The following is a 20,438-nucleotide window of genomic DNA, read 5'->3' on the forward strand; positions in this document are numbered from 1 at the left end:
CCAAACCAACGACACTGGAATCAATGGATTTTGAACGTGTATGAAAAATGGAAAACGCCAAGTGACCGTAAGCCGCCTCATGTCAGGTATACGGTCACTTGGCGTTTAAAATGGTTGGTTACGTGCGTTTGATTTCTCCGCAAACTTCTCCATGATCCACAGTTTTGTCTTGTACTGTTATCTCGCTGATTTGGGCTTGTTCAATGAAAGCCACGATGACGGTTGGATCTTTCTCACAAGCTACGATCTTATCAAAGTCTACTTTTACCAATGGTTCTGTTGTTGTGACATGTTGATTTTCTTCAACGAGGATCGTGAATGGTTCGCCTTTTAGTTCAACGGTGTCTAGTCCAATGTGAATCAAATAATCGATGCCTGTCTTGCTTTTGATATTGATGGCATGTTTGGTTGGAAATATCGTTGTGATTTTCCCAGCAAGGGGTGCATAAATCAGGTAATCATCTGGAATGACGGCAAAGCCGTCACCTAGCATTTTTTGTGAAAAGACGGGATCATTGACATCGGAAATTGGTGTCACTTTTCCTGTACAAGGGGCGTAGAGTTTCTCTGTTTTTTTCTTTTTGAAAAATGACACTGCAAAAACCTCCTAATTATCATGACCTAGAATTTGGTTGATTTCTTGACTGAGCAGATCTGCTTTGCCGCCGAATACTGCTTGAATCCCACCGTTTACTTCAAAGACTGCTGTTGCACCCAATTGTTTGATGGCATCTTTATTGACGACTTGACCATCCTTTACCGCTACCCGTAAGCGAGTCGCACAGGCTTCAACAGATTGAATGTTCGGTTCTTGACCTAGGGAATCAATGATGATCAGAGCTTCTTCATGCAACGTGGAATTATGGCTTGGTACATGTATAGCGCTTACAGTGTCATCCTCAAGCATTCCCGGTACGGCAACCTTAAATTTCTTGATGAAGAAGGTAAAGACAAAGAAGTAGACAACTGCCCATACTAGACCAAAAGGAATGAGTTTCAACCAATTGGTTTGATCATTTCCTTGCAACACGCCGAACAATAGAAAGTCGATCAGTCCGCCAGAAAAGGAATTTCCCACACGAATATTCAATAAATCTGCGAAATAAAATGATAGTCCGTCCAAAAATGCGTGAATAACATACAACCATGGCGCAACAAATAAAAACATATACTCGATAGGTTCTGTGATACCAGTAAGGAAAGAAGTCAAGGCACCACTGAAATACAGTCCACCATTTTTCTTGCGATTCTCTTTGGGAATTGCTCGGTACATCGCGTAGCATGCTGCAGGCAAACCGAACATCATAGTAGCAAATCTGCCAGCAAAAAAGCGCGTACCATAGGTGAACAAACCTGTATGATTTGGATCAGCCAGTTGTGCAAAGAAAATATTTTGCGCCCCAGATACAGTTTGGCCAGCGACCATTTCGGTTCCGCCTAAAGAGGTATACCAGAATAATGGATAAATCGTATGATGCAAGCCAACTGCACCTGTTAGACGGAGTAAGAAGCCGTATAAAAAAGTCCCCAAACTGCCCATTTGCGCAATTTGTTCACCAGCAATCACCAAGCCATTTTGAATTGGGGGCCAAATCAGATAAAAGAAAGCACCAATCACAATGGCAGCTAGACTTGAAATGATAGGAATGAAACGAGAGCCGCCAAAGAAGCCTAGAAACTGCGGCAATTCAATTTTTCGGTAGCGGTTGTGCAAGAAAGCGACAGTTCCGCCAATGGCAATCGACCCTACGACGCCGGTGTCCAAGGTGGCACCTTCCGCAGAAAAAAGTGTCAAAAAACCACTGATCGTTGCTGTATAGACCAAATAAGCAACACCACCAGCCAGACCAGCTGTTCCTTTATCCCCATTGGCCAAACCTACTGCAATCCCAATCGCAAAAATCAGCGCTAAGTTGGCAAACACAGCATTGCCTGCAACGCTCATAATCGTCAAAATCGTATGCAGCCATGGTTGAGATAAAAACGGATACGCTTGAATAGCGCTCTCATTTGTTAAAGCGCCGCCTAATCCTAACAACAAACCTGCAACGGGTAAAATAGCAATCGGCAGCATAAACGCGCGCCCTAACTTTGAAAATTTCTTAAACATTTTTTTCTCCTCCTATTTCGCTATATCAGTTGATTGATAAAGCGTTTTGCGATTTCTTGTGGTCTAGTGATAGCCCCACCAACAACAATGCCTGAAACACCAAGATCTTTGATTTGCTTTGCTTCCTGAGGGGAATGGATCTTTCCTTCAGCAATCACGTCAATCCCTGCTTGTACCAGTTGTTGAATCAACCGGATATCGGGTCCATTTTGCTGTGGACTTTCTTCGGTATAGCCACTCAAGGTTGTGCCAACAAAGTCTATCCCAGCTTGATGGGCATTTAATCCCTCTTCAAATGTGGAAATGTCGGCCATGAATAATTGTGCAGGATATTTGTCCTTGATTGCTGCGATAAAGTCGTTGATCGATAAACCGTCATGACGCTTGCGCATTGTGCAGTCAAGCGCAATGACTTCGACACCAGTCGACACCAGTTCATCGACTTCTCGCATCGTTGCTGTGATAAAAGGCTTCTCAGGAAGGTAATCACGTTTGATGATACCGATCATCGGCAATGAAACTTGCGCTTTGATCGCTAAAATATCTCTGACCGAATTTGCACGGATGCCAACTGCACCAGCCTGTTGCGCTGCTAATGCAAAATAAGGCATCAGACTTTCTTTTTCTGTATAAAATGGTTCACCGGGTAGTGCTTGGCAAGAAACAATTAGACCCTTTGAAACAGTTGCTAAAAAATCATGTTTGTCCATACTCCTTAAAACTCCAATATATAATTTATTTTGGATGATATATCCGAAATAAATATAGCACGCGCTTTCATACTTGTAAACCTGAAAATGGATAATTTTGGAGATTATTTTTTATTAATGGAGTATAATGGAGTGAGAATAAAAGGGAATGAAGGAGTTTTATATGCATATTGTTTATCTGATTAGAGAGCACTATCCGTTATTGACGAAATCAGAAAAAAAAGTGGCCGACTATATTTTAAGTGCCGGTAAACAAATTATTTACAATACTATGAGTGATATCAAAGCGCATACGAAAGTGGGAGATGCAACAATTATCCGTTTTTGCCAAAAAATTGGTTTTTCTGGCTTTGCTGATTTAAAAATTGAAATTGCGAAAGAGGACTTTTCGCAAAAACAGGCGCAGCCATTAACGGGAAAGTATTACAATGAGATCGCAAGCAATCTTACAGAAGTACTGCGGGCGACAGTGGGATTGTTGAAAGAAGATACTTTAGATGCGGCAATTGCATCTATCGGTCAAGCTGCCCACGTCTATATCTTCGGGGTTGGGGCGAGTGGCAACACAAGTCAAGATCTGGAAAGTATGTTTCTTCGGGTAGGGATTCAAGGCAAAGCAATCACGGACCCCCATTTTCAGGCACAAGTGGCATCATTGTTAACAGAAAAAGACCTAGTCATTGCTTTTTCTTTATCTGGTAAAACGAAAGATACTTTTGACTCTATCACTATTGCCAAGAGCAATGGTGCGAAGGTGATTGCCGTCACCAACTATATCCATTCGCCAATTGGCCGTTCGGCAGATTTGGTTTTACAGACAGCCATTGATGAGTTTTTGAATGGTGGTTCACTGGCGGGGAAGGTCTCACAACTGTATATTTGTGATCTGCTCGTGCAAGGTTACGAGAAAAAGAACAACATCAATGCCATTGAACTAAGAGAAAAAGTGTTGCGCTCGATCCTTGATAAAAGCATTGATTGATGTGATAGATCACGTAACAAAAGAGGTGCTGCTATCCTTATTGGATAGCAGCACCTCTTTGTTCATATCTCGATCGGTCTTAATTGATCAAGCATAAAAGAAACGAATCAAGATCCCGCCTAGAATCAGCACGATTGCGCCGCATAAACGGTTCGCCATTTGGGCGAATGCGATCATTTCCATTCTTTCGGAAGCGGATAACACAGCGATATTGCCGGTTCCACCCATGGAGTTGTTGATCATTCCTGCACCAATCGATGTTTCAACAGGATACATCCCCAATAACCAGCCGAAGAACCAGCTAGCAGCACCCATGGATACGACACTTGTCAGACAAAGTACGACAAATTGCCAAGTAAAGGCAGAAGCCAGTGTGGACAAATCAATCAAGGCCAAACCAATCCCAGCCAATACAGCATGGGTCAAATTGGTCATGATCACATTGTTGAACATGACCACGGATTCTTCCAGTTTTTTAGGGACAATGTTCAATGCTTTCAAAATAAAGACAATCACGATCATAAAGGCATATTCATGGATTTTAGGGAAAAAGTTGCTTAAAATCGCACCAACGACCAATAGTGAGAATGAAAACAGCATCCCAACCCCAATTTGTTGGGCATCGAGGGTGATTTTTGGTTTTTCTAATTCTTCTTTGGTGGCATTGATCAATGTACCATGACCGTTATATTTGGTTTTGGCAAAGACTTTTGAGATAAATAAGGCACCAATAATGGCAAGAATATTCCCGAAGGTAACAGCCGGAGCCAATTGCGAGAATATCGCAGCTTGATTGCCGTTTGCTAAGCCATCGGCATAAATTTGTGACAGTGGTGTGATTCCTGCGCCCATACCGCCAGACATCATGGGTAAGGAGACATACATCACAGAATCAGCAAATCCATTGCCTAAGAGCATCCCCACTAAGCCGACCGCGAAAAAGCCAACCACCATTGTGATCAAAGCAACTGGTATAAATTTAGTTGAGGCTTTGACCAGCAAATTGCGGTTCATGCCTAAGATCGAGCCGCAGATCAAAGCGGCAATATAGAAATCAAGGAAACCAAAACCGTTGCCCATGAAGTCACTGACAGCGTCAATGACTTTATCGGGTACGATATTGAAGGAGGCTAAAAGAGTAGCACCTAACAAGGTGAAAACTGATCCACCGCCAAGATAGGAATTCATGATCGGTAGTTTTTCACCGATGAAATACAGTAGATGACCCAAAGCAACGAGCAATATGGTGATACCAACCATATTTAATGGCAGCTTGTCTAAAGCGATGGCACCAAATATGACCACCATGAAAAATAGATACAAGGGAAGACTAATTCCCGAAATCGTCATCGTTTTTAATTTTTTCATTGTTCAGACCTTCCTAGTATGTTGGATACCATTTCAAATTTTGAACAGCTTTGGCCATATCTGTTTCTTCTGATTGGGCCAATCCTTGTTCTTTGGCTTTATTTGCTACTGCTTCAGCTACTCTGATCGATACATCAGCGACGTACTCGAATGGTGGCAATACAGGTGCACCTGGTTGGTTCAAATCAACCAAACCACTTAATGAATGCGCAGCGGCACCAATCATTTCATCAGTTAATAGTGATGCTTCTGATGCCAACATACCTAAACCTAATCCTGGGTAGATCAACGCGTTGTTTGCTTGACCGATTTGGTAGTCAACACCTTTGTATTGGATCGTTCCTGAAGGGACACCAGTGGCAACAAATGCTTTACCGTCAGACCATTCAATAACTTGTTCAGCAGTTGCTTCCAATTTTTTGGTTGGGTTAGAGATTGGGAAAATCACTGGACGCGCTGTGTTTTCGCACATTGCTTCCACAACTTCTTTGGTAAAGGCACCAGCATGGGTGGATGTGCCGACTAAAATCGTTGGTTTTGCGACGTTGATCACATTGACCAATTGTGTCATATCACCGGCATTTGCGAAGTCTGCACGTTTTTTGGCAAATGGTTTTTGGGCTGGTGTTAGATCGGACATATCATCGAATAAAAGACCTTGTTTGTCAACCATAAAGAAGTGGGTATAGGCTTCTTCTGCTGAAAGTCCTTCGCTGACCATTTCGGCATGGACACGGCTAGCGATACCGGCACCTGCTGAACCTCCGCCATAGCATAAGTAGACTTGATCGGTCAATTTTTCGCCAGTAATATCTAGTGCACCGAAGATACCGCCGAGAACGACGATACCTGTACCTTGGATGTCATCGTTGAATGTTGGGATCGTTTGTTTGTATTTGTCCAAAATCGTGGCAGCATTCGAACGGCCAAAGTCTTCCCAGTGCAAGTAAAGTTTAGGGAACATTGCTTCTGCAGTTTGTACAAATTGATCGATAAATTGATAGTAGGTATCACCATAGACACGTTCTTGACGGTTGCCAAGATACAAATGATCGTCTAACAATTCTTTTCTGTTGGTTCCTGCATCGATCACGATAGGTAAAACAGAGGCAGGGTCGATACCAGCAGCAGCTGTATAAATCATTAATTTACCGACAGAAATATCAACACCTTGCACACCCCAGTCGCCAATACCTAGAATGCCTTCCGCATCTGTAGCAACGATCAAGCGGATGTCACGGTCGCCGGCAGCATTTTTTAGTGTTTCTTCGATATGTTCTGGATGGTTGATATCTAAGTATGCAGCATATTGAGGATCAACGAACAAGCGGCTGTAATTTTCGATCGTATCCGCAATTGTTGGATCGTAAACGATTGGATTGAATTCAACAATATGTTGGTTGAACAAATAGTAGAACAATGTCCGATTGGTATTGAAGATTTCCATCAGGAAGTGACGTTTTTCTAAATCAGAATCTTTGGTCACATATTGCAAATACGCTTGTTCTGCTTGTTCTTCGATGGTTTGAACATGGGGTGGCAGCAAACCAATCAAACCTAGTTCTTTACGTTCTGCTAACGTAAAAGCTGTTCCTTTGTTTAAAAATGGGTTATTTAAAATATCATGTGCGTTCATTATGTTCCTCCGTGTTGTCTATTTTTGGTCATGCGCTCATTTCCATTAGCTACTTTAATCCTTCCGCAGAATTATAGTCAACTCACGGTGGTATAATAAAAATTATTTATAACAAAACAACTTTTATGTTAGAATGAGCGCAATCAATCAAAGGAGAAATCAGAGGATGAATATACGTGATTTAGAATACTTTAGCGCTTTAGCTGAACTGCTGTCTTTTACGCAAGTGGCACATAAATTTTCTGTGAGTCAACCAACGGTCAGTTATGCTGTCAAACGCTTGGAAGAACACTATGGCTGTGATTTGATTGCCCGGGAGGCTTCTCATCGATCCATCGCATTGACCAATGAAGGGGAAATTTTGAAGGCCCATGTGCGCTATATTTTGGATGAATTTGTGACGCTGGATCGCGCCATTGAACATGCCAAAAACAACCGTACCCATATTGGTTTTCCACCCATCATTCGTTCTAAAGTCTTTTCGAAACTGTTAGATGATAAAGAAATCATTCGTTTTATTTCTAATTTTCATTTGGTTTCTGGGGGATCAAATGAGTTGTTTTCGAAATTATTATCTGGAAAAATCGATTTTAGCCTGCTGGGCAGCGTCAATCCGCTGGTTCATCCAAATCTTCATGTGAAGTTACTACATCAACAGGAATTTTTTATTTTTGCGTCAAAAGATAATCAATTAGCGGCGCAAAAAGAAATTTCCTTCGAACAAGCAGCCGCATATCCGTTTATTCTTCTGGAAAAAGGTTATACACATGGGCTAGCTTTTCAGAATCTGGCGGAGAAGTCGTCAAAGAAACCTGAAGTCCAATTTTATTTTTCGGATGTTCAGACAATTGGTCAGCTGGTAAGGTCCAATATTGGCATCACCCTGATGACTGATTTTCCCGCGTTTCAAGAGATGGATGGGCTGGTCAAGATTCCTTTGGTTCCTGAGGACAAAGAAATATTTTATATCCAATATGCGTATTTGAAGAGTGCAGTGCTAAATCAAGATGTTCAGAAATTGATGGCGATCCTAGATGGATTGTCTTGGACAGAAGAGGACTAGTGGGCTGTCTTGATGGGGAGGTCATGCTGTTCGCAGTGCCAATGAAGGGAAGAGTCGATGACGCGCAGTAAATGGCTATCTAACCCACACATTCTGAGTGAATGAGCGCAGAAAAAGCCAGACCTGCCAATAGTAGGTCTGGCTTTTGTGCAGACAATAAATTGCCTGTAATTGCTCGACACGGATGTTTTCTTTATGAAATTTTCATGGAGAGTGTGAGGTTTAATTTAATAGGTCAACATGATTGGAAAAATAGGCAATTTACAAATGAAAGCGTTTTTGTGAATTAAAAAATATGATTAGACGAAAATAATGAAATACCCTAAATAATTGTAAAAAAAGTACGTAAGATATAGTTCATACAAACTTATATTTAGGATTTCGCTCATTTTTCATGTGTAAAAATGAACAATGTTAGGAATTTGTCCTTTTGATTATTTTTTTAAATTGATTAAAGTCAATGGTTTCTATAGACTTGTTCTTATGCACAACGTGTGTCATTGAATCTTGATCGTTGCAAGGTTCTTCACTCGGTTTGTGTTCAAGTAAATTTGATGAAAGGAGGATATACATCTTGAATTGGTAGGCTATCGCATGGTTTGGAAAATGGAGGGATAGAGATGAAAAAAATTGAAGCTTGGATGGAAAAAAGACTGATGCCGATTGCAGTAAAAATTGGTAATGTTAAGGGTTTGATTGCGATTCGTGATGGTATTGCGCTTGCGATGCCTTTGATTATTATTGGCAGTATTTTTCTGATTATAAGTAGTTTTCCAATTGCTGGTTGGACCGATTGGCTGGCAGGATTGTATGATGGTCGCCTCCTAGCAATGTTTAACCACGTGGTCAACTCTTCATTTGGGATTATGGGGTTGATTGCTGCATTTGGGATTGCCTCCGGTATGGCCAAACAATATAATGTCGATGGTGCGAGTGCTGGTGTCATTTCAATTTCAGCTTGGTTGATTTTGACTCCGAATGTGATTGCTGATGCTGGCGAAGGTATTCCAGTTAAATTTATGGGCAGTCAAGGTATTTTTATTGCGATTGTTGTGGGACTGATTTCTGCTTGGATCTTTCAATATTTTGTCCGGCGTAACATTGTCATAAAAATGCCTGAAAGTGTTCCTCCGGCAGTTAGCCGTAGTTTTGCTGCATTGATTCCAGGCACAGTGATATTATTACTTGCATTTATAGTCGCATTTATGATCGATTTATCCTCATTTGAAAATGCCCATTTATTATTAGCAACAAGTTTGGCTGGGCCTTTAAGTTTCATTGGCGGCACACTAGCTGGGGCGATTCTTACGGTATTCTTGAATAGCTTATTCTGGTTTATGGGGATTCATGGTGGGAATATCGTTGGCTCGGTTACTGGTCCTATTTTCTTGGCCAATACGGATGCCAATCGCGTTGCCTTCCAGAGTGGACAAGAACTGCCACATATTTTAACTTCTCAATTCTTTGATATGTTTGCTTATATTGGTGGTGGCGGTGCAGTCTTAGGTTTAGTGATTGCATTGATTTTCTTCGGAAAGAGTGCGCAATCTAAAGCATTAAAACCCATCGCTGCTGTGCCAAATCTCTTTAATATCAGTGAGCCGGTCATGTTTGGTTTGCCGGTTATGTTGAATATGACCCTTTTGATCCCTTTTCTTTTTACACCAGTTGTCAATGTAGTGATTGCTTACTTTGCCATGAGCGCGGGATTATTGCATAAAACAATCGGTGTAGCAGTTCCTTGGACAACGCCACCATTGATCAGCGGTTTTTTGGCAACGGGACACATTTCAGGTGTGATTTGGCAGATTATTTTGATCGCTGTTGATGTATTATGTTACTTGCCTTTCTTCCTGATCATGGATAAAGCGCAGCTAGATAAAGAAATCAATTAACTTATAGAAAGTAGGATCATCATGGTAAAACGATTATTGAGTGCAACAGCAAGTGAAGTTGAGAAAATGACCAAAGACGAACTAAAACAAAGTATCAAAGCGAGCGAAGGACGCATCATTTTATCAGAGAATGTCGTATTGCATCCGCCTTTAGAACACAACATTACCTATAGCGAATTTGCGCGGGCGTATGGTGCTGATATGATTTTATTAAATGGATTTGATACCGCTAATCCAGTTGTTTTAGGCATGTACAATGAAAATGCCGCTTCAGAAATCAAAACTACAGGCAAAGAGCATTTGATTCGTGATTTAAAGAAATTGGTCGGTTTGCCGATAGGATTGAATTTGGAACCTATTGATCCGAATGCGCTGATGGCTGAGGACAGAACTGAAATCGCAGAAGGCAGACAGGCAACGAAAGAAAGCTTTGAGCGAGCAAATCAATTAGGCTTTGACTTTATTTGTTTGACTGGAAATCCTGGGGTGGGGGTTTCAAATGAAGCAATCATCGGCAGTATTGCAGCGGCCAAAACACATTTTGATGGCTTGATTATTGCAGGGAAGATGCATGGAGCTGGGGTCAATGAACCTGTAGTGGACCAACAAACAGTCGAGAAAATCGTTTCTGCAGGCGCAGATATCCTTTTGGTTCCTGCCATCGGGACAGTTCCAGGGATTTCGGAAGTTGTTTTAGCGGATGCTATTGGGTATGCGCATCAACATGATGTGTTGGTGATGAGCGCAATTGGGACAAGCCAAGAAAGTGCTGATCCTGAAACTATACGAGAAATTGCATTGCGAAATAAGATCTTAGGCGTTGATATCCAGCATATTGGTGATGCAAATATGGGCATCTATGGAATTGAAAACATCGAAGTATTGTCGAATACCATTCGTGGAAAGCGACACACAGCAGCAAGGTTCGCGCGGTCGATCAACAGATAATAAAATAAGCATGGCTAGAACGCTAACCGGACGGTAGACAATCTCTACTGTCTGGTTTTTTCTAGAGCCATGCTAGTTATATTGGAAAAATTAATCTGCTTTATTTTCAGGCACAAAACTTTTACGTACGACTAGTTCTAGACCCAACAAAACTGTTTTGGTGATACTTCGCGGATGGACGATTTGATCCACCAGCATATCAATTGATGTCTTAGCGATTTCTTCCACATCAATGCGGAAAGTGGTTAAAGGGGGAGAAACAAATTTAGCGATGTCATTGTCATTGACGCTTATCAATTCTAGTCGATCTGGTACAGTGATCGAATGTTCGTTCAGGGCTTGCAATACACCTACGGCAATTGTATCAGAGGCGACGAAGATGGCTTCTGGCAACTCTTCCTTTAGTGTATTGATCATATCGATAGTCAACTGGTATCCTTGGCCAACCGTGAACTTTCCAGCTGAGAAAATATAATTGTCGTTCAGTAGATCTTTTGTGCTCATTTTTTGACGAAAAATAATTTCGCGACTATCTTGTTCTTCTTGATGTGTATTGGGGTTTAAAAATGCACCGCCAATAAAGCCAATATCGGTATAGCCTTTTTCTAGAAAAAGATCTAAGGCTTTTTTTGTGATTCTGTCAGTATCAGGTTTGACCGTATCAAACAATTCTGGCTCGGGATTGATTTCGAGAATAACGCCAGCTGAACAAACAGATTTAAATCGACGCAACTCTTCTTTGTCAAAAGAGCCGATCCCGATAAATCCTGAAACTTGTTTGAGTATTTCTAAGACCTGATCTTCATGGGTAATCAATTGAATTTCTAGATTGTTGATTTTGGCATATTTTTCTAAAGTGATTCTTAATTGGCGAAAATAAACATCTTGTAGTTCTTCTTGCTCTGTAAGCCAGAATACAACGGCGATTTTTTCAAGAGTGGTTTTTATTTTTGAGCGATCATACCCCAAAGCAAGCGCAGTATGGATAATTTTCTTTCGTGTCTCCGGTGTGATAGAGAGAGAGTCATCGCCGTTCAACAACCGAGAAACAGTGGCTTGCGAATAGCCTGAGTGTTCCGAAATTTTTTTGATGGTTACCATGGTTTTTCACCTCGAGACTTAGTATAGAGGATTTCACGCAGGAAGTAAAGAAATTTACTAAATAGCTTTACTTGGTTTAGGTTCGGTTGAAAATATCTTTTTGTCTAAGTGGTATTCCTGCAATGTTTGCGATTTATTCAGCGATTAATTAAATAAATTTACTAAATTTATAAAATTTATCTAGTAAAACTATTTACAATTAAAGTAAAATAATTTATTATAAGAAATGAAGATAGCGGTTACATAAAATAAAGCAAAGGTGGATGGATATGGTAAGAAAAAGTTTAGGAATTTTATTATTAAGTGCAGCAGCATTGGGGCTAGGGGCATGTGGACCGCAAGGAGATAGTACAGATACTTCTGGGACAAAGGCGGCCAACAACAACGATTATGACTTATTGGTTTGGGAAGACCAGGCTAAATCAGCTGGTATCGAAGATGCTGTGAAGCAATTTGAAGCAGAACATGATGTAACAATCAAAGTTGTAGAGAAAGCTTATGGAGGGCAGATCGAAGATTTACGATTAGATGGTCCAGCGGGAACTGGCGCGGATGTGATCACCATTCCTGGTGACCAGATTGGCACTGCCGTCACGGAAGGGTTACTGAAAGAATTGGACGTGGACCAAGCAACACAAGATATATATACCGACTCTGCGATGCAATCACAAATCGTTGATGGCAAGGTGTATGGGTTGCCGAAAGCCGTTGAGACCCAGATCCTTTACTATAATAAAGCATTGATTTCCGAAGAAGGTCTACCAACGACGACGGATGAATGGCTTGAATATTCGACATCTGTGGCTGGAGATGATCAATTTGGTTTATTGGCATTATGGGATCAAATCTACTATGCCCAAGGTGTATTGAGCGGGTACGGAGGGTATGTTTTTGGCACCAATGATGATGGTGGATTCAATGCAGAGGATATTGGGTTAGCCAATGATGGCGCAATCGAAGGTGCCGAGTACATTCAACAATTCTATGATTCCGGTTTATTTCCTTCAGGAATCGTGGGCGAACAAGGAATCAACGTGTTAGATTCATTGTTTACAGAAGGAAAAGCCGCAGCAGTCATTTCTGGCCCATGGAATTTGGCGCCTTATGAAGAAGCTGGGATCGACTACGGGGTCAAGGAATTACCTTTGTTGGGGAATGGTGCGCACATGGGTTCCTTCATTGGTGTGAAAAGCTATAATGTGAGCAGCTACTCTAAAAATGCAGAATTAGCAGAAGAATTTGTCAAATTTATCAGCAATGAAGAAAATGCTAAAGTTCGTTATGAAAAAACATTGGAAGTACCAGCGGTTGAAGCATTGGCTGAAGATCCAACAGTCAAGGAAAGCGAGAGCGCAACAGCGATTGCTACACAATCTCAATATGCTGAATTGACACCGGGAATTACTGCGATGAACTCTGTTTGGGAACCGATTGATGCTGCCTTACAAACGATAGCAACTGGAAAAGATGAGCCGAAAACAGCCTTGCCGCAAGCCGTTGATCAGATCAAATCGGCAATAGAGGCAACACAAAATTAAAAGATATGGCGGCGGAATCCGTCGCCTTTTTTTAGGGGGCATAAAAAATGGACCAACACAAAAGTTCTTATGGAAAGAAGGCCATGCTTTTCTCTGTGATCCCAGGTCTAGGACAATTCTATAATCATCAGAAAATAAAAGGCGCGTTATTTCTGTTCTTTTTTGTGATGTATGGGGTTGTCTTCAAAGATTTATTCAATATGGGACTTTGGGGCATGATGACGTTGGGTGTCGAGGTGCCAAGAGATAATTCGATTTTTCTGCTGGCAGAAGGTTTAGTCGCATTGATCGTGATTGCATGTGGTCTCTTCTTTTATTATTTGAATTTGCGAGATGCGTATAAGAACGGCGAAGCAAGAGACAACGGATTAAAGGTCAATTCGATTCGAGAGAGTTATCAGGCTTTACTTACTGAAGGATATCCATATCTTATGAGTAGTCCAGCGTTTTTCTTGTTGATTTTTTCGGTCATTTTCCCAATTCTGTTTAGTATTGCGTTGGCTTTTACCAACTATGATTTATATCATTCAGCGCCAGCCAACTTAGCTGATTGGGTAGGCTTTGATACGTTCAAGAAGATTTTCACTGTTGATATTTGGCGCGCAACATTCTTCAATGTGTTGGGCTGGACGGTGATTTGGACCTTAGTGGCTTCAACGTTGCAAGTGGCGATTGGTATTTTCTTAGCCGTTGTTGTTCATCAAAAAGAACTGCGATTCAAAAAATTCTTCCGAACAATATTGATTTTACCGTGGGCCGTACCTGGCTTTGTAACGATTTTGGTTTTTGCTGGTATGTTTAATGATAGTTTCGGTGCAATCAATCAGTCGCTTTTGAGTTTTTTCAATATTTCAGCTATCCCATGGCTGACAAGTGTGAATTGGACACGACTGGCGTTATTAATGATCCAAGGCTGGTTAGGCTTTCCGTATATTTTTATTGTTACAACAGGAACTTTGCAATCTATTCCAGATGATTTGTATGAAGCTGCGACGATTGATGGTGCATCAGCCATTCAAAAATTCCGCAGAATCACACTACCACTGTTGTTGTATGCAATGGCGCCAATTTTAATTACTCAATATACGTTTAATTTTAATAACTTTAATATCATCTATTTGTTCAATTCTGGTGGACCAGCGGTTCCAGGTTCTACAGCTGGCGGAACGGATATATTGGTCTCGTGGATCTATAAACTGACCATGCAAAACAGCCAATATGCACTAGCTGCTGCACTAACGATCTTGCTGTCGATTTTTGTGATTGCGATCGCACTTTGGCAATTTAGACGAACCAATTCTTTCAAGGAGGTGGATTAATATGAAGCAATCGAGTTTGAAAAAACAACGTATAGTACGATTGACGTTGTCGTATCTACTGCTGATTTTAGTCGTAGTCATCATCATTTATCCACTCTTGTGGACGATCGGGGCGAGCTTCAATCCGGGGAACAGCTTAGTGAGTACCCGCATGATTCCGGAAAATCCTACCTTTGGACATTTCATCAAATTGTTTTCTGGAGAAAATGAACTTTATTATGGACAGTGGCATCTGAATTCTTTGAAAATCAGTGTCTTCACCATGCTGTTTTCTTTGGTTTTTGTGTCGATGACGGCTTACTCATTTTCTAGGTTTCGTTTTTCTGGGCGGAAAAATGGCTTGATGCTCTTTTTGCTTTTGCAGATGATTCCGCAATTTTCTGCGTTGATCGCAATTTTTGTTTTAGCTCAGATGCTTGGATTGATCAACAGTCATTGGTTATTGATCTTGATATACGTTGGCGGACAAATCCCGATGAATACTTATTTGCTAAAAGGATATTTTGATTCAATTCCAATTGATTTAGATGAGAGCGCCAAAATCGATGGTGCGAGCAATACGCGTATTTTCTTGCAAATACTGATTCCCTTGTCGCGGCCAATGTTGGCTGTTGTGGCAATGAACGGATTTACTGGCCCATTGGGGGATTTTGCACTTTCTTCAGTGCTGCTTCGGGACCCATCATACTATACTTTGCCGATTGGACTATATAAGCTCGTGACGGATAAGATGGGTGCTAGTTACACGACCTTTGCGGCAGGAGCAATTTTGATCAGTATTCCCATTGCACTCGTATTTATTGCATTACAAAAACATTTCGTTTCTGGCTTAACTGCTGGGGGAACGAAAGGATAGGATGGCGACATGGAACAAAAAAGATATGATTTAGAAAAGCGCTTTTTGCATGGAGGAGATTACAATCCGGACCAATGGTTGGACTATCCTGAGATATTGCAAAAAGATTTAGAGCTAATGGATAAAGCGAATACGAACACATTTTCATTAGGTATTTTTGCTTGGAGCACCCTAGAACCGGAAGAAGGGGTCTTTCATTTTGACTGGCTGGATCGTGTAATGGATAATATTGCACAAAAAGGCGGAAACGTCATTTTGGCAACCCCGAGCGGTGCACGACCTGCTTGGCTATCCCAAAAGTATCCTGAAGTATTAAGAACGAACGGGCACCGAGAAAAGATGCTGCACGGTGGTAGACACAATCATTGTTTTTCTTCACCAATTTATCGGGAAAAAGTTGCCATCATCAATCGGAAGCTAGCAGAACGTTACCATGATCATCCTGCGCTATTGATGTGGCATATCTCAAATGAGTATTCTGGTGAATGTCATTGCGACTTGTGTCAGGAAAACTTCCGACTGTGGGTGAAAAATAAGTATCAAACTCTAGAGGCTGTGAATCAAGCATGGTGGGGACCTTTCTGGAGCCATACCGTGACTGACTGGGCGCAAATTGAATCACCTTCACCTATTGGCGAGATGCAAGTGCATGGATTGAATTTAGATTGGCGCAGATTTGTGACAGATCAGACGATTGATTTCTATGAACATGAAATCAAAGATATTCGATCTTTATCACCTAATGTACCGATAACAACCAATTTCATGGCGGATACGTATGATTTGATCCCTTTTCAAAGTTTGGATTATGGAAAATTTGCCAAACATGTCGACATCATCAGTTGGGACTGTTATCCGGCATGGCATAACGATTGGGAAACAACTGCTGATTTAGCAAGCAAAGTTGGCTTTATCAATGATCTCTATCGTAGTTTGAAGCAGCAGCCGTTTTTGATTATGGAATCAACGCCAAGTGGTGTCAACTGGCACGATGTCAATAAAACCAAAAGACCTGGGATGCACTTGCTGTCTTCTATGCAATTTTTGGCACATGGCTCTGACAGCAATTTGTATTTTCAATGGCGAAAGTCTCGTGGTTCTTCTGAAAAATTCCACGGTGCTGTGGTTGATCATGACAATGATGAACACAATCGTGTCTTCCAAGATGTTGCAAAAGTCGGCGCATCGTTGGAGAAAATAAAGGAGATCAAAGGGAAAAATATCGATGCTAAAGTAGCGATCATATATGATTGGGATAACAACTGGGCGTTAAACGATGCGCAAGGTTTCGGCTTAAAGAGCAAGCGATATCCAGAAACCCTGCAAGAGCATTATCGTTATTTTTGGGATCATGATATATCTGTAGATGTGATCACGCCAGATCAGGACTTGAGCAAGTATCAACTTGTGATTGCTCCTATGCTTTATTTAATGACGAAGCAAACAATGGAAAAATTAAAAGTATACACAAAGAAGGGCGGAACATTAGTATCTACATATTTGACGGGCTATGTGAATGAAACAGACTTGGCCTATTTAAATGGGTGGCCACAAGAACTCAAAGACTTGTTCGGGATCGCTGTCAAAGAAACAGATACGTTATATCCGAAGCAAAAGAACAACCTTTCATTTGCCGGAAAAAATTATGATGTGCATGATTATTGCAGTATCGTTGAAAATCAAGCTGCAGAAGTGCTAGCCACGTATCAAGATGATTTTTATGCGCAAAGTCCAAGTGTCACAAAACATGCTTTTGGTACAGGTGAAGCCTATTATATTGGTGCTCGCACCACGGGAGATTTCTTAGGGGCTTTTTATGATCAAATCATCGACAATCTAGACTTAGCAAACCCTTGGATAGAGCAAGGCCATCTTGCAGTTTCTGTTCAACAGCGAGGCCACAATCATTATTTCGTGATGAACTTTTCTGAAGAATCTCAAGAAATCCGTGTGGCATCTGAAGGTATTGATTTATTGAAAAATGCGCCGACGAGCCAACCGATCCAAATGGCTCCGTATGAAGTCAAGGTGATACGAACAACTGATGGATAAGTAAAATCTGAAAGGAATTGAAATGAAACATTTCAATTCCTTTTTTAAAAAGGAGAGCAATGAATGAAAATAAAGTATGTCTTGTTTTTGTTGAGTACACTAATGGTATTAGGTTTTGAGAATAAAGAAGTGAAAGCGGAAACAAATCCGTCTATTTATGTGGAACCAGTGAATGGAGTCAATAGCGATACCATCAAAGGCGTAGATGTATCTTCAGTTATATCCTTAGAAGATAGTGGGATAATCTTTTATAATGAGGAGGGAAATAAAGGGGACCTTTTTCAATTGTTTGCGGATAATGGGGCGAATTATGCACGTATCCGCATTTGGCATGATCCGTATACTTCTGACGGCTATGGTTATGGTGGCGGCAACAATGATTTAGATAAAGCTCTAGAAATGGGACTACGTGCCACACAAGCGGGGATGCAAGTACTGATTGATTTTCATTATTCGGATTTTTGGGCAGATCCTGGCAAACAACACACACCAAAAGCGTGGGAAACTTACACTGTGTCCGAAAAAGAGACAGCTATTTATGATTATACTAAAGCGTCGCTAGAAAAGCTGAGTGAAGCGGGTGTCAATATTGGCATGGTGCAGGTAGGAAATGAAACCAATAGCCAATTCGTAGGAGAGAGCAATTGGGCAGATATGAGCAGTCTGTTTAACGCAGGTAGCCGAGCAGTACGAGAGGTGCTTCCAACAAGTAAGGTTGCTTTACATTTCACCAATCCAGAACGTAGCGGGTTTTATCGAACAATTAGTCAAACTTTAAATCAGTATTCAGTTGACTATGATGTGTTTGCAAGTTCGTATTATCCTTATTGGCATGGCACACTCAGTAATTTGACGTCTGTCTTAAAGGAAGTTGCTGATACGTATGATAAAGAAGTGATGGTGGCAGAGACATCCTATGCGTATACATGGGATGATGGGGATGGACATGCGAACACTGTGCGCGAAGGGGAAACTTTGGTCTATGACTATCCAATTTCTGTTCAAGGTCAAGCGACTGCCATACGTAATGTGTTTCAAGCTGTTGCTGACGTGGGGGATAAAGGTCTAGGTGTTTTCTTATGGGAACCCGCTTGGCTTCCAGTTGGACCACCGGATACGCTCGAACAGAACAAGCTGTTGTGGGAAAAACATGGATCTGGGTGGGCAACTAGTTTTGCCAAGAAATATGATCCAGAAGATGCCGGTGTCTGGTATGGCGGAAGCGCAGTCGATAATCAAGCCTTGTTTGATTTTGAAGGAAATCCGTTACCGTCATTGAAAATTTTTACGTATATAGAAACAGGGGCGACTGCCGAAAAGAAAATTGAACAAGTTTTACCGATACGTCTTCAGATGAATCTAGGGGAGCCGTTAGTCGTGCCTGATTCCGTTACTGTTGCATATAATGACGGGACACAGGAAATTCTTCCAGTTCTATGGAATGAGGAGCAATTATCTGCGATTGATATGACAAAATCTGGTGAATACAATGTTCAAGGTACTGTTGCCGGATATGATGGGTTTGCATCATTGACTGTTCTGGTTTTAGCACAAAATTACCTTTTGAATGGCAGTTTTGAGGACGCTGATTTATCTATGTGGAAAATAACGAATGCAGAAGGTCAAAATGCAAGTTATGTCAACCACATAGATTATGATAGTAAAGATGGTGTGTCTGCGTTGCATTTTTGGCATTCTGACGCTCTATCGTTTACTGTGTCTCAAAAAGTCGAGAACCTTCCTGATGGTCTTTATTATTTTGGTGCATTTGTTCAAGGTCAATTTACAGATAGTGCTGATTTCTTTCAAGTTTCTGCTATTTCCGACGATTTATACACAGGTGGAATAGGTGGATTGAATGGCTGGATGAATTGGCAATCTGGAGAAATCAATGAGATTGAAGTCAGATCTGGTGAAGTCACTATATCATTGCATATAAAGGCTTCCGCCAATTCATGGGGAACTATCGATGATCTGCAGCTGATCAAAATACGAGATATTGATGATGAAGATACAGATGGAACAGAAATTTCACAGAGTAGCGAAAATCCACAAAGCAGTGAAAGTACAGAAATTTCACAGAGTAGCGAAAATCCACAAAGCAGTGAAAGTACAGAAAGTTCACAGAGTAGTGAAAATTCACAAAGCAGTGAAAGTTCAGATAATCAACAAAGCAATGAAAATTCGGCATCTTCAACAGTGAGCCTATCTGCGAATGAAGATGACAAAACAGCATTACCTGCAACAGGTAGCCGAGATGCTTATATGATTGTGCTATTAGGCTGTGGTTTGTTGATTCTCTCCGGTGCAGGTTTTTGGAAATTGAATAAAAATAGAAAAAAATAATTTCATCTATCCGATTGGTGAATTGGAAAATCAAACGGTGAATAACGCAAGAAGATGGTTAGACAAGAATCATACAGTCGATGATCCATAAAAAGTTGCTATCTAATCCACAAGTTTTTATTAAAAAGCGCGCAAAAAAAGCCAGGCCAATTCTCCGTAGGGTTGGCTTTTGTACAGATCATGGGCTTCACATTTTTACGCAACTTAAATTATAGAGTATTTTTGTCTATTTGATTTATTTATCTGATTTCTATCATTTTTATCAATACTACAGATGCTCAATTAAACGAATATTCACAACTTCAACTTATTCTTTGGATGTTTATAACCGCTTCTTATAAAGGACCATCAATCTAACGTTATTTAACCGTCAAATCAAAAAGTTCTTCTTTGTCAATCAGGACTGATGTAAAAGATTTAAGTGAAACCAAAACAGATGATATCAAATCTGTTTTGGTTTTTTATGTTATTTCACTTCAATTAAATGATTAATCATATAAATGCGTATTTTCAT

At 40.8% G+C, this 20,438-nt stretch carries 15 protein-coding genes; 9 read left to right on the top strand and 6 right to left on the bottom strand.

The window, feature by feature from the left end:
• Positions 1 to 118 precede the first annotated feature (118 nt).
• Genes AEQ18_RS02545 through AEQ18_RS02555 form a run of 3 tightly spaced genes read right to left on the bottom strand, consistent with a single transcriptional unit; the run spans position 119 to position 2,820 of the window.
• Entirely contained in the window at positions 119 to 595 is a 477-nt protein-coding gene (locus AEQ18_RS02545; protein WP_054114801.1) for a PTS sugar transporter subunit IIA, read from the bottom strand.
• A 12-nt stretch (positions 596 to 607) separates the two neighbouring features.
• Entirely contained in the window at positions 608 to 2,110 is a 1,503-nt protein-coding gene (locus AEQ18_RS02550; protein ID WP_054114802.1) for a PTS transporter subunit EIIC, read from the bottom strand.
• A 20-nt stretch (positions 2,111 to 2,130) separates the two neighbouring features.
• Positions 2,131 to 2,820 (bottom strand): N-acetylmannosamine-6-phosphate 2-epimerase, encoded by a 690-nt coding sequence (locus tag AEQ18_RS02555; protein ID WP_054114803.1) that lies wholly within the window; start codon positions 2,818 to 2,820, stop codon positions 2,131 to 2,133.
• 163 nt (positions 2,821 to 2,983) lie between these two features.
• On the opposite strand from AEQ18_RS02555, the gene AEQ18_RS02560 reads away from it, so the two are divergent.
• Complete coding sequence (locus AEQ18_RS02560; RefSeq protein ID WP_054114804.1) at positions 2,984 to 3,802, top strand: MurR/RpiR family transcriptional regulator; 819 nt, start codon at positions 2,984 to 2,986, stop codon at positions 3,800 to 3,802.
• Positions 3,803 to 3,889: 87 nt separating this feature from the next.
• Here AEQ18_RS02560 and AEQ18_RS02565 read toward each other — a convergent pair whose 3' ends face one another.
• The gene (locus tag AEQ18_RS02565; protein ID WP_054114805.1) at positions 3,890 to 5,170 is read right to left on the bottom strand and encodes a 2-hydroxycarboxylate transporter family protein; all 1,281 of its coding nucleotides are present in this window, start codon (positions 5,168 to 5,170) and stop codon (positions 3,890 to 3,892) included.
• Between the two features lie 13 nt (positions 5,171 to 5,183).
• Positions 5,184 to 6,806 (bottom strand): malolactic enzyme, encoded by a 1,623-nt coding sequence (locus AEQ18_RS02570; RefSeq protein WP_054114806.1) that lies wholly within the window; start codon positions 6,804 to 6,806, stop codon positions 5,184 to 5,186.
• Between the two features lie 166 nt (positions 6,807 to 6,972).
• On the opposite strand from AEQ18_RS02570, the gene AEQ18_RS02575 reads away from it, so the two are divergent.
• The 3 genes from AEQ18_RS02575 to AEQ18_RS02585 all read left to right on the top strand — a co-directional run bounded on the left by AEQ18_RS02575 (position 6,973) and on the right by AEQ18_RS02585 (position 10,712).
• The gene (locus AEQ18_RS02575) at positions 6,973 to 7,869 is read left to right on the top strand and encodes a LysR family transcriptional regulator (protein ID WP_054114807.1); all 897 of its coding nucleotides are present in this window, start codon (positions 6,973 to 6,975) and stop codon (positions 7,867 to 7,869) included.
• A gap of 620 nt (positions 7,870 to 8,489) precedes the next feature.
• Complete coding sequence (locus tag AEQ18_RS02580) at positions 8,490 to 9,764, top strand: PTS sugar transporter subunit IIC (protein WP_054114808.1); 1,275 nt, start codon at positions 8,490 to 8,492, stop codon at positions 9,762 to 9,764.
• Positions 9,765 to 9,785: 21 nt separating this feature from the next.
• Positions 9,786 to 10,712 (top strand): DUF7916 family protein, encoded by a 927-nt coding sequence (locus tag AEQ18_RS02585; RefSeq protein ID WP_054114809.1) that lies wholly within the window; start codon positions 9,786 to 9,788, stop codon positions 10,710 to 10,712.
• A 90-nt stretch (positions 10,713 to 10,802) separates the two neighbouring features.
• Here AEQ18_RS02585 and AEQ18_RS02590 read toward each other — a convergent pair whose 3' ends face one another.
• Complete coding sequence (locus AEQ18_RS02590; RefSeq protein ID WP_054114810.1) at positions 10,803 to 11,813, bottom strand: LacI family DNA-binding transcriptional regulator; 1,011 nt, start codon at positions 11,811 to 11,813, stop codon at positions 10,803 to 10,805.
• 269 nt (positions 11,814 to 12,082) lie between these two features.
• On the opposite strand from AEQ18_RS02590, the gene AEQ18_RS02595 reads away from it, so the two are divergent.
• The 5 genes from AEQ18_RS02595 (at position 12,083) to AEQ18_RS16030 (ending at position 19,924) form a co-directional block, all read left to right on the top strand.
• Positions 12,083 to 13,351 carry an extracellular solute-binding protein gene (locus AEQ18_RS02595; protein ID WP_326930182.1) on the top strand — a complete coding sequence of 423 codons (1,269 nt, stop codon included), beginning with the start codon at positions 12,083 to 12,085 and terminating at the stop codon, positions 13,349 to 13,351.
• A 47-nt stretch (positions 13,352 to 13,398) separates the two neighbouring features.
• Complete coding sequence (locus AEQ18_RS02600; RefSeq protein WP_054114812.1) at positions 13,399 to 14,670, top strand: carbohydrate ABC transporter permease; 1,272 nt, start codon at positions 13,399 to 13,401, stop codon at positions 14,668 to 14,670.
• A gap of 1 nt (position 14,671) precedes the next feature.
• Entirely contained in the window at positions 14,672 to 15,526 is an 855-nt protein-coding gene (locus AEQ18_RS02605; RefSeq protein WP_054114813.1) for a sugar ABC transporter permease, read from the top strand.
• Positions 15,527 to 15,535: 9 nt separating this feature from the next.
• Entirely contained in the window at positions 15,536 to 17,578 is a 2,043-nt protein-coding gene (locus AEQ18_RS02610) for a beta-galactosidase (RefSeq protein WP_054114814.1), read from the top strand.
• A 63-nt stretch (positions 17,579 to 17,641) separates the two neighbouring features.
• A complete protein-coding gene (locus AEQ18_RS16030; protein ID WP_054114815.1) occupies positions 17,642 to 19,924 on the top strand; it encodes a glycosyl hydrolase 53 family protein in 2,283 nt (760 codons plus the stop codon).
• The last annotated feature ends 514 nt before the right edge of the window (positions 19,925 to 20,438 follow it).

The organism is Enterococcus sp. RIT-PI-f (assembly GCF_001297065.1).
GTDB lineage: Bacteria > Bacillota > Bacilli > Lactobacillales > Enterococcaceae > Enterococcus_D.

Excerpts from the sequence above, each read along its gene's own strand:
- AEQ18_RS02605 (WP_054114813.1), top strand. The coding sequence starts at position 14,672 with ATGAAGCAATCGAGTTTGAAAAAACAACGTATAGTACGATTGACGTTG.
- AEQ18_RS02610 (WP_054114814.1), top strand. The coding sequence starts at position 15,536 with ATGGAACAAAAAAGATATGATTTAGAAAAGCGCTTTTTGCATGGAGGA.
- AEQ18_RS02575 (WP_054114807.1), top strand. The coding sequence starts at position 6,973 with ATGAATATACGTGATTTAGAATACTTTAGCGCTTTAGCTGAACTGCTG.
- AEQ18_RS16030 (WP_054114815.1), top strand. The coding sequence starts at position 17,642 with ATGAAAATAAAGTATGTCTTGTTTTTGTTGAGTACACTAATGGTATTA.
- AEQ18_RS02595 (WP_326930182.1), top strand. The coding sequence starts at position 12,083 with ATGGTAAGAAAAAGTTTAGGAATTTTATTATTAAGTGCAGCAGCATTG.
- AEQ18_RS02600 (WP_054114812.1), top strand. The coding sequence starts at position 13,399 with ATGGACCAACACAAAAGTTCTTATGGAAAGAAGGCCATGCTTTTCTCT.
- AEQ18_RS02570 (WP_054114806.1), bottom strand. The coding sequence starts at position 6,806 with ATGAACGCACATGATATTTTAAATAACCCATTTTTAAACAAAGGAACA.
- AEQ18_RS02560 (WP_054114804.1), top strand. The coding sequence starts at position 2,984 with ATGCATATTGTTTATCTGATTAGAGAGCACTATCCGTTATTGACGAAA.
- AEQ18_RS02555 (WP_054114803.1), bottom strand. The coding sequence starts at position 2,820 with ATGGACAAACATGATTTTTTAGCAACTGTTTCAAAGGGTCTAATTGTT.
- AEQ18_RS02580 (WP_054114808.1), top strand. The coding sequence starts at position 8,490 with ATGAAAAAAATTGAAGCTTGGATGGAAAAAAGACTGATGCCGATTGCA.
- AEQ18_RS02550 (WP_054114802.1), bottom strand. The coding sequence starts at position 2,110 with ATGTTTAAGAAATTTTCAAAGTTAGGGCGCGCGTTTATGCTGCCGATT.
- AEQ18_RS02585 (WP_054114809.1), top strand. The coding sequence starts at position 9,786 with ATGGTAAAACGATTATTGAGTGCAACAGCAAGTGAAGTTGAGAAAATG.
- AEQ18_RS02590 (WP_054114810.1), bottom strand. The coding sequence starts at position 11,813 with ATGGTAACCATCAAAAAAATTTCGGAACACTCAGGCTATTCGCAAGCC.
- AEQ18_RS02565 (WP_054114805.1), bottom strand. The coding sequence starts at position 5,170 with ATGAAAAAATTAAAAACGATGACGATTTCGGGAATTAGTCTTCCCTTG.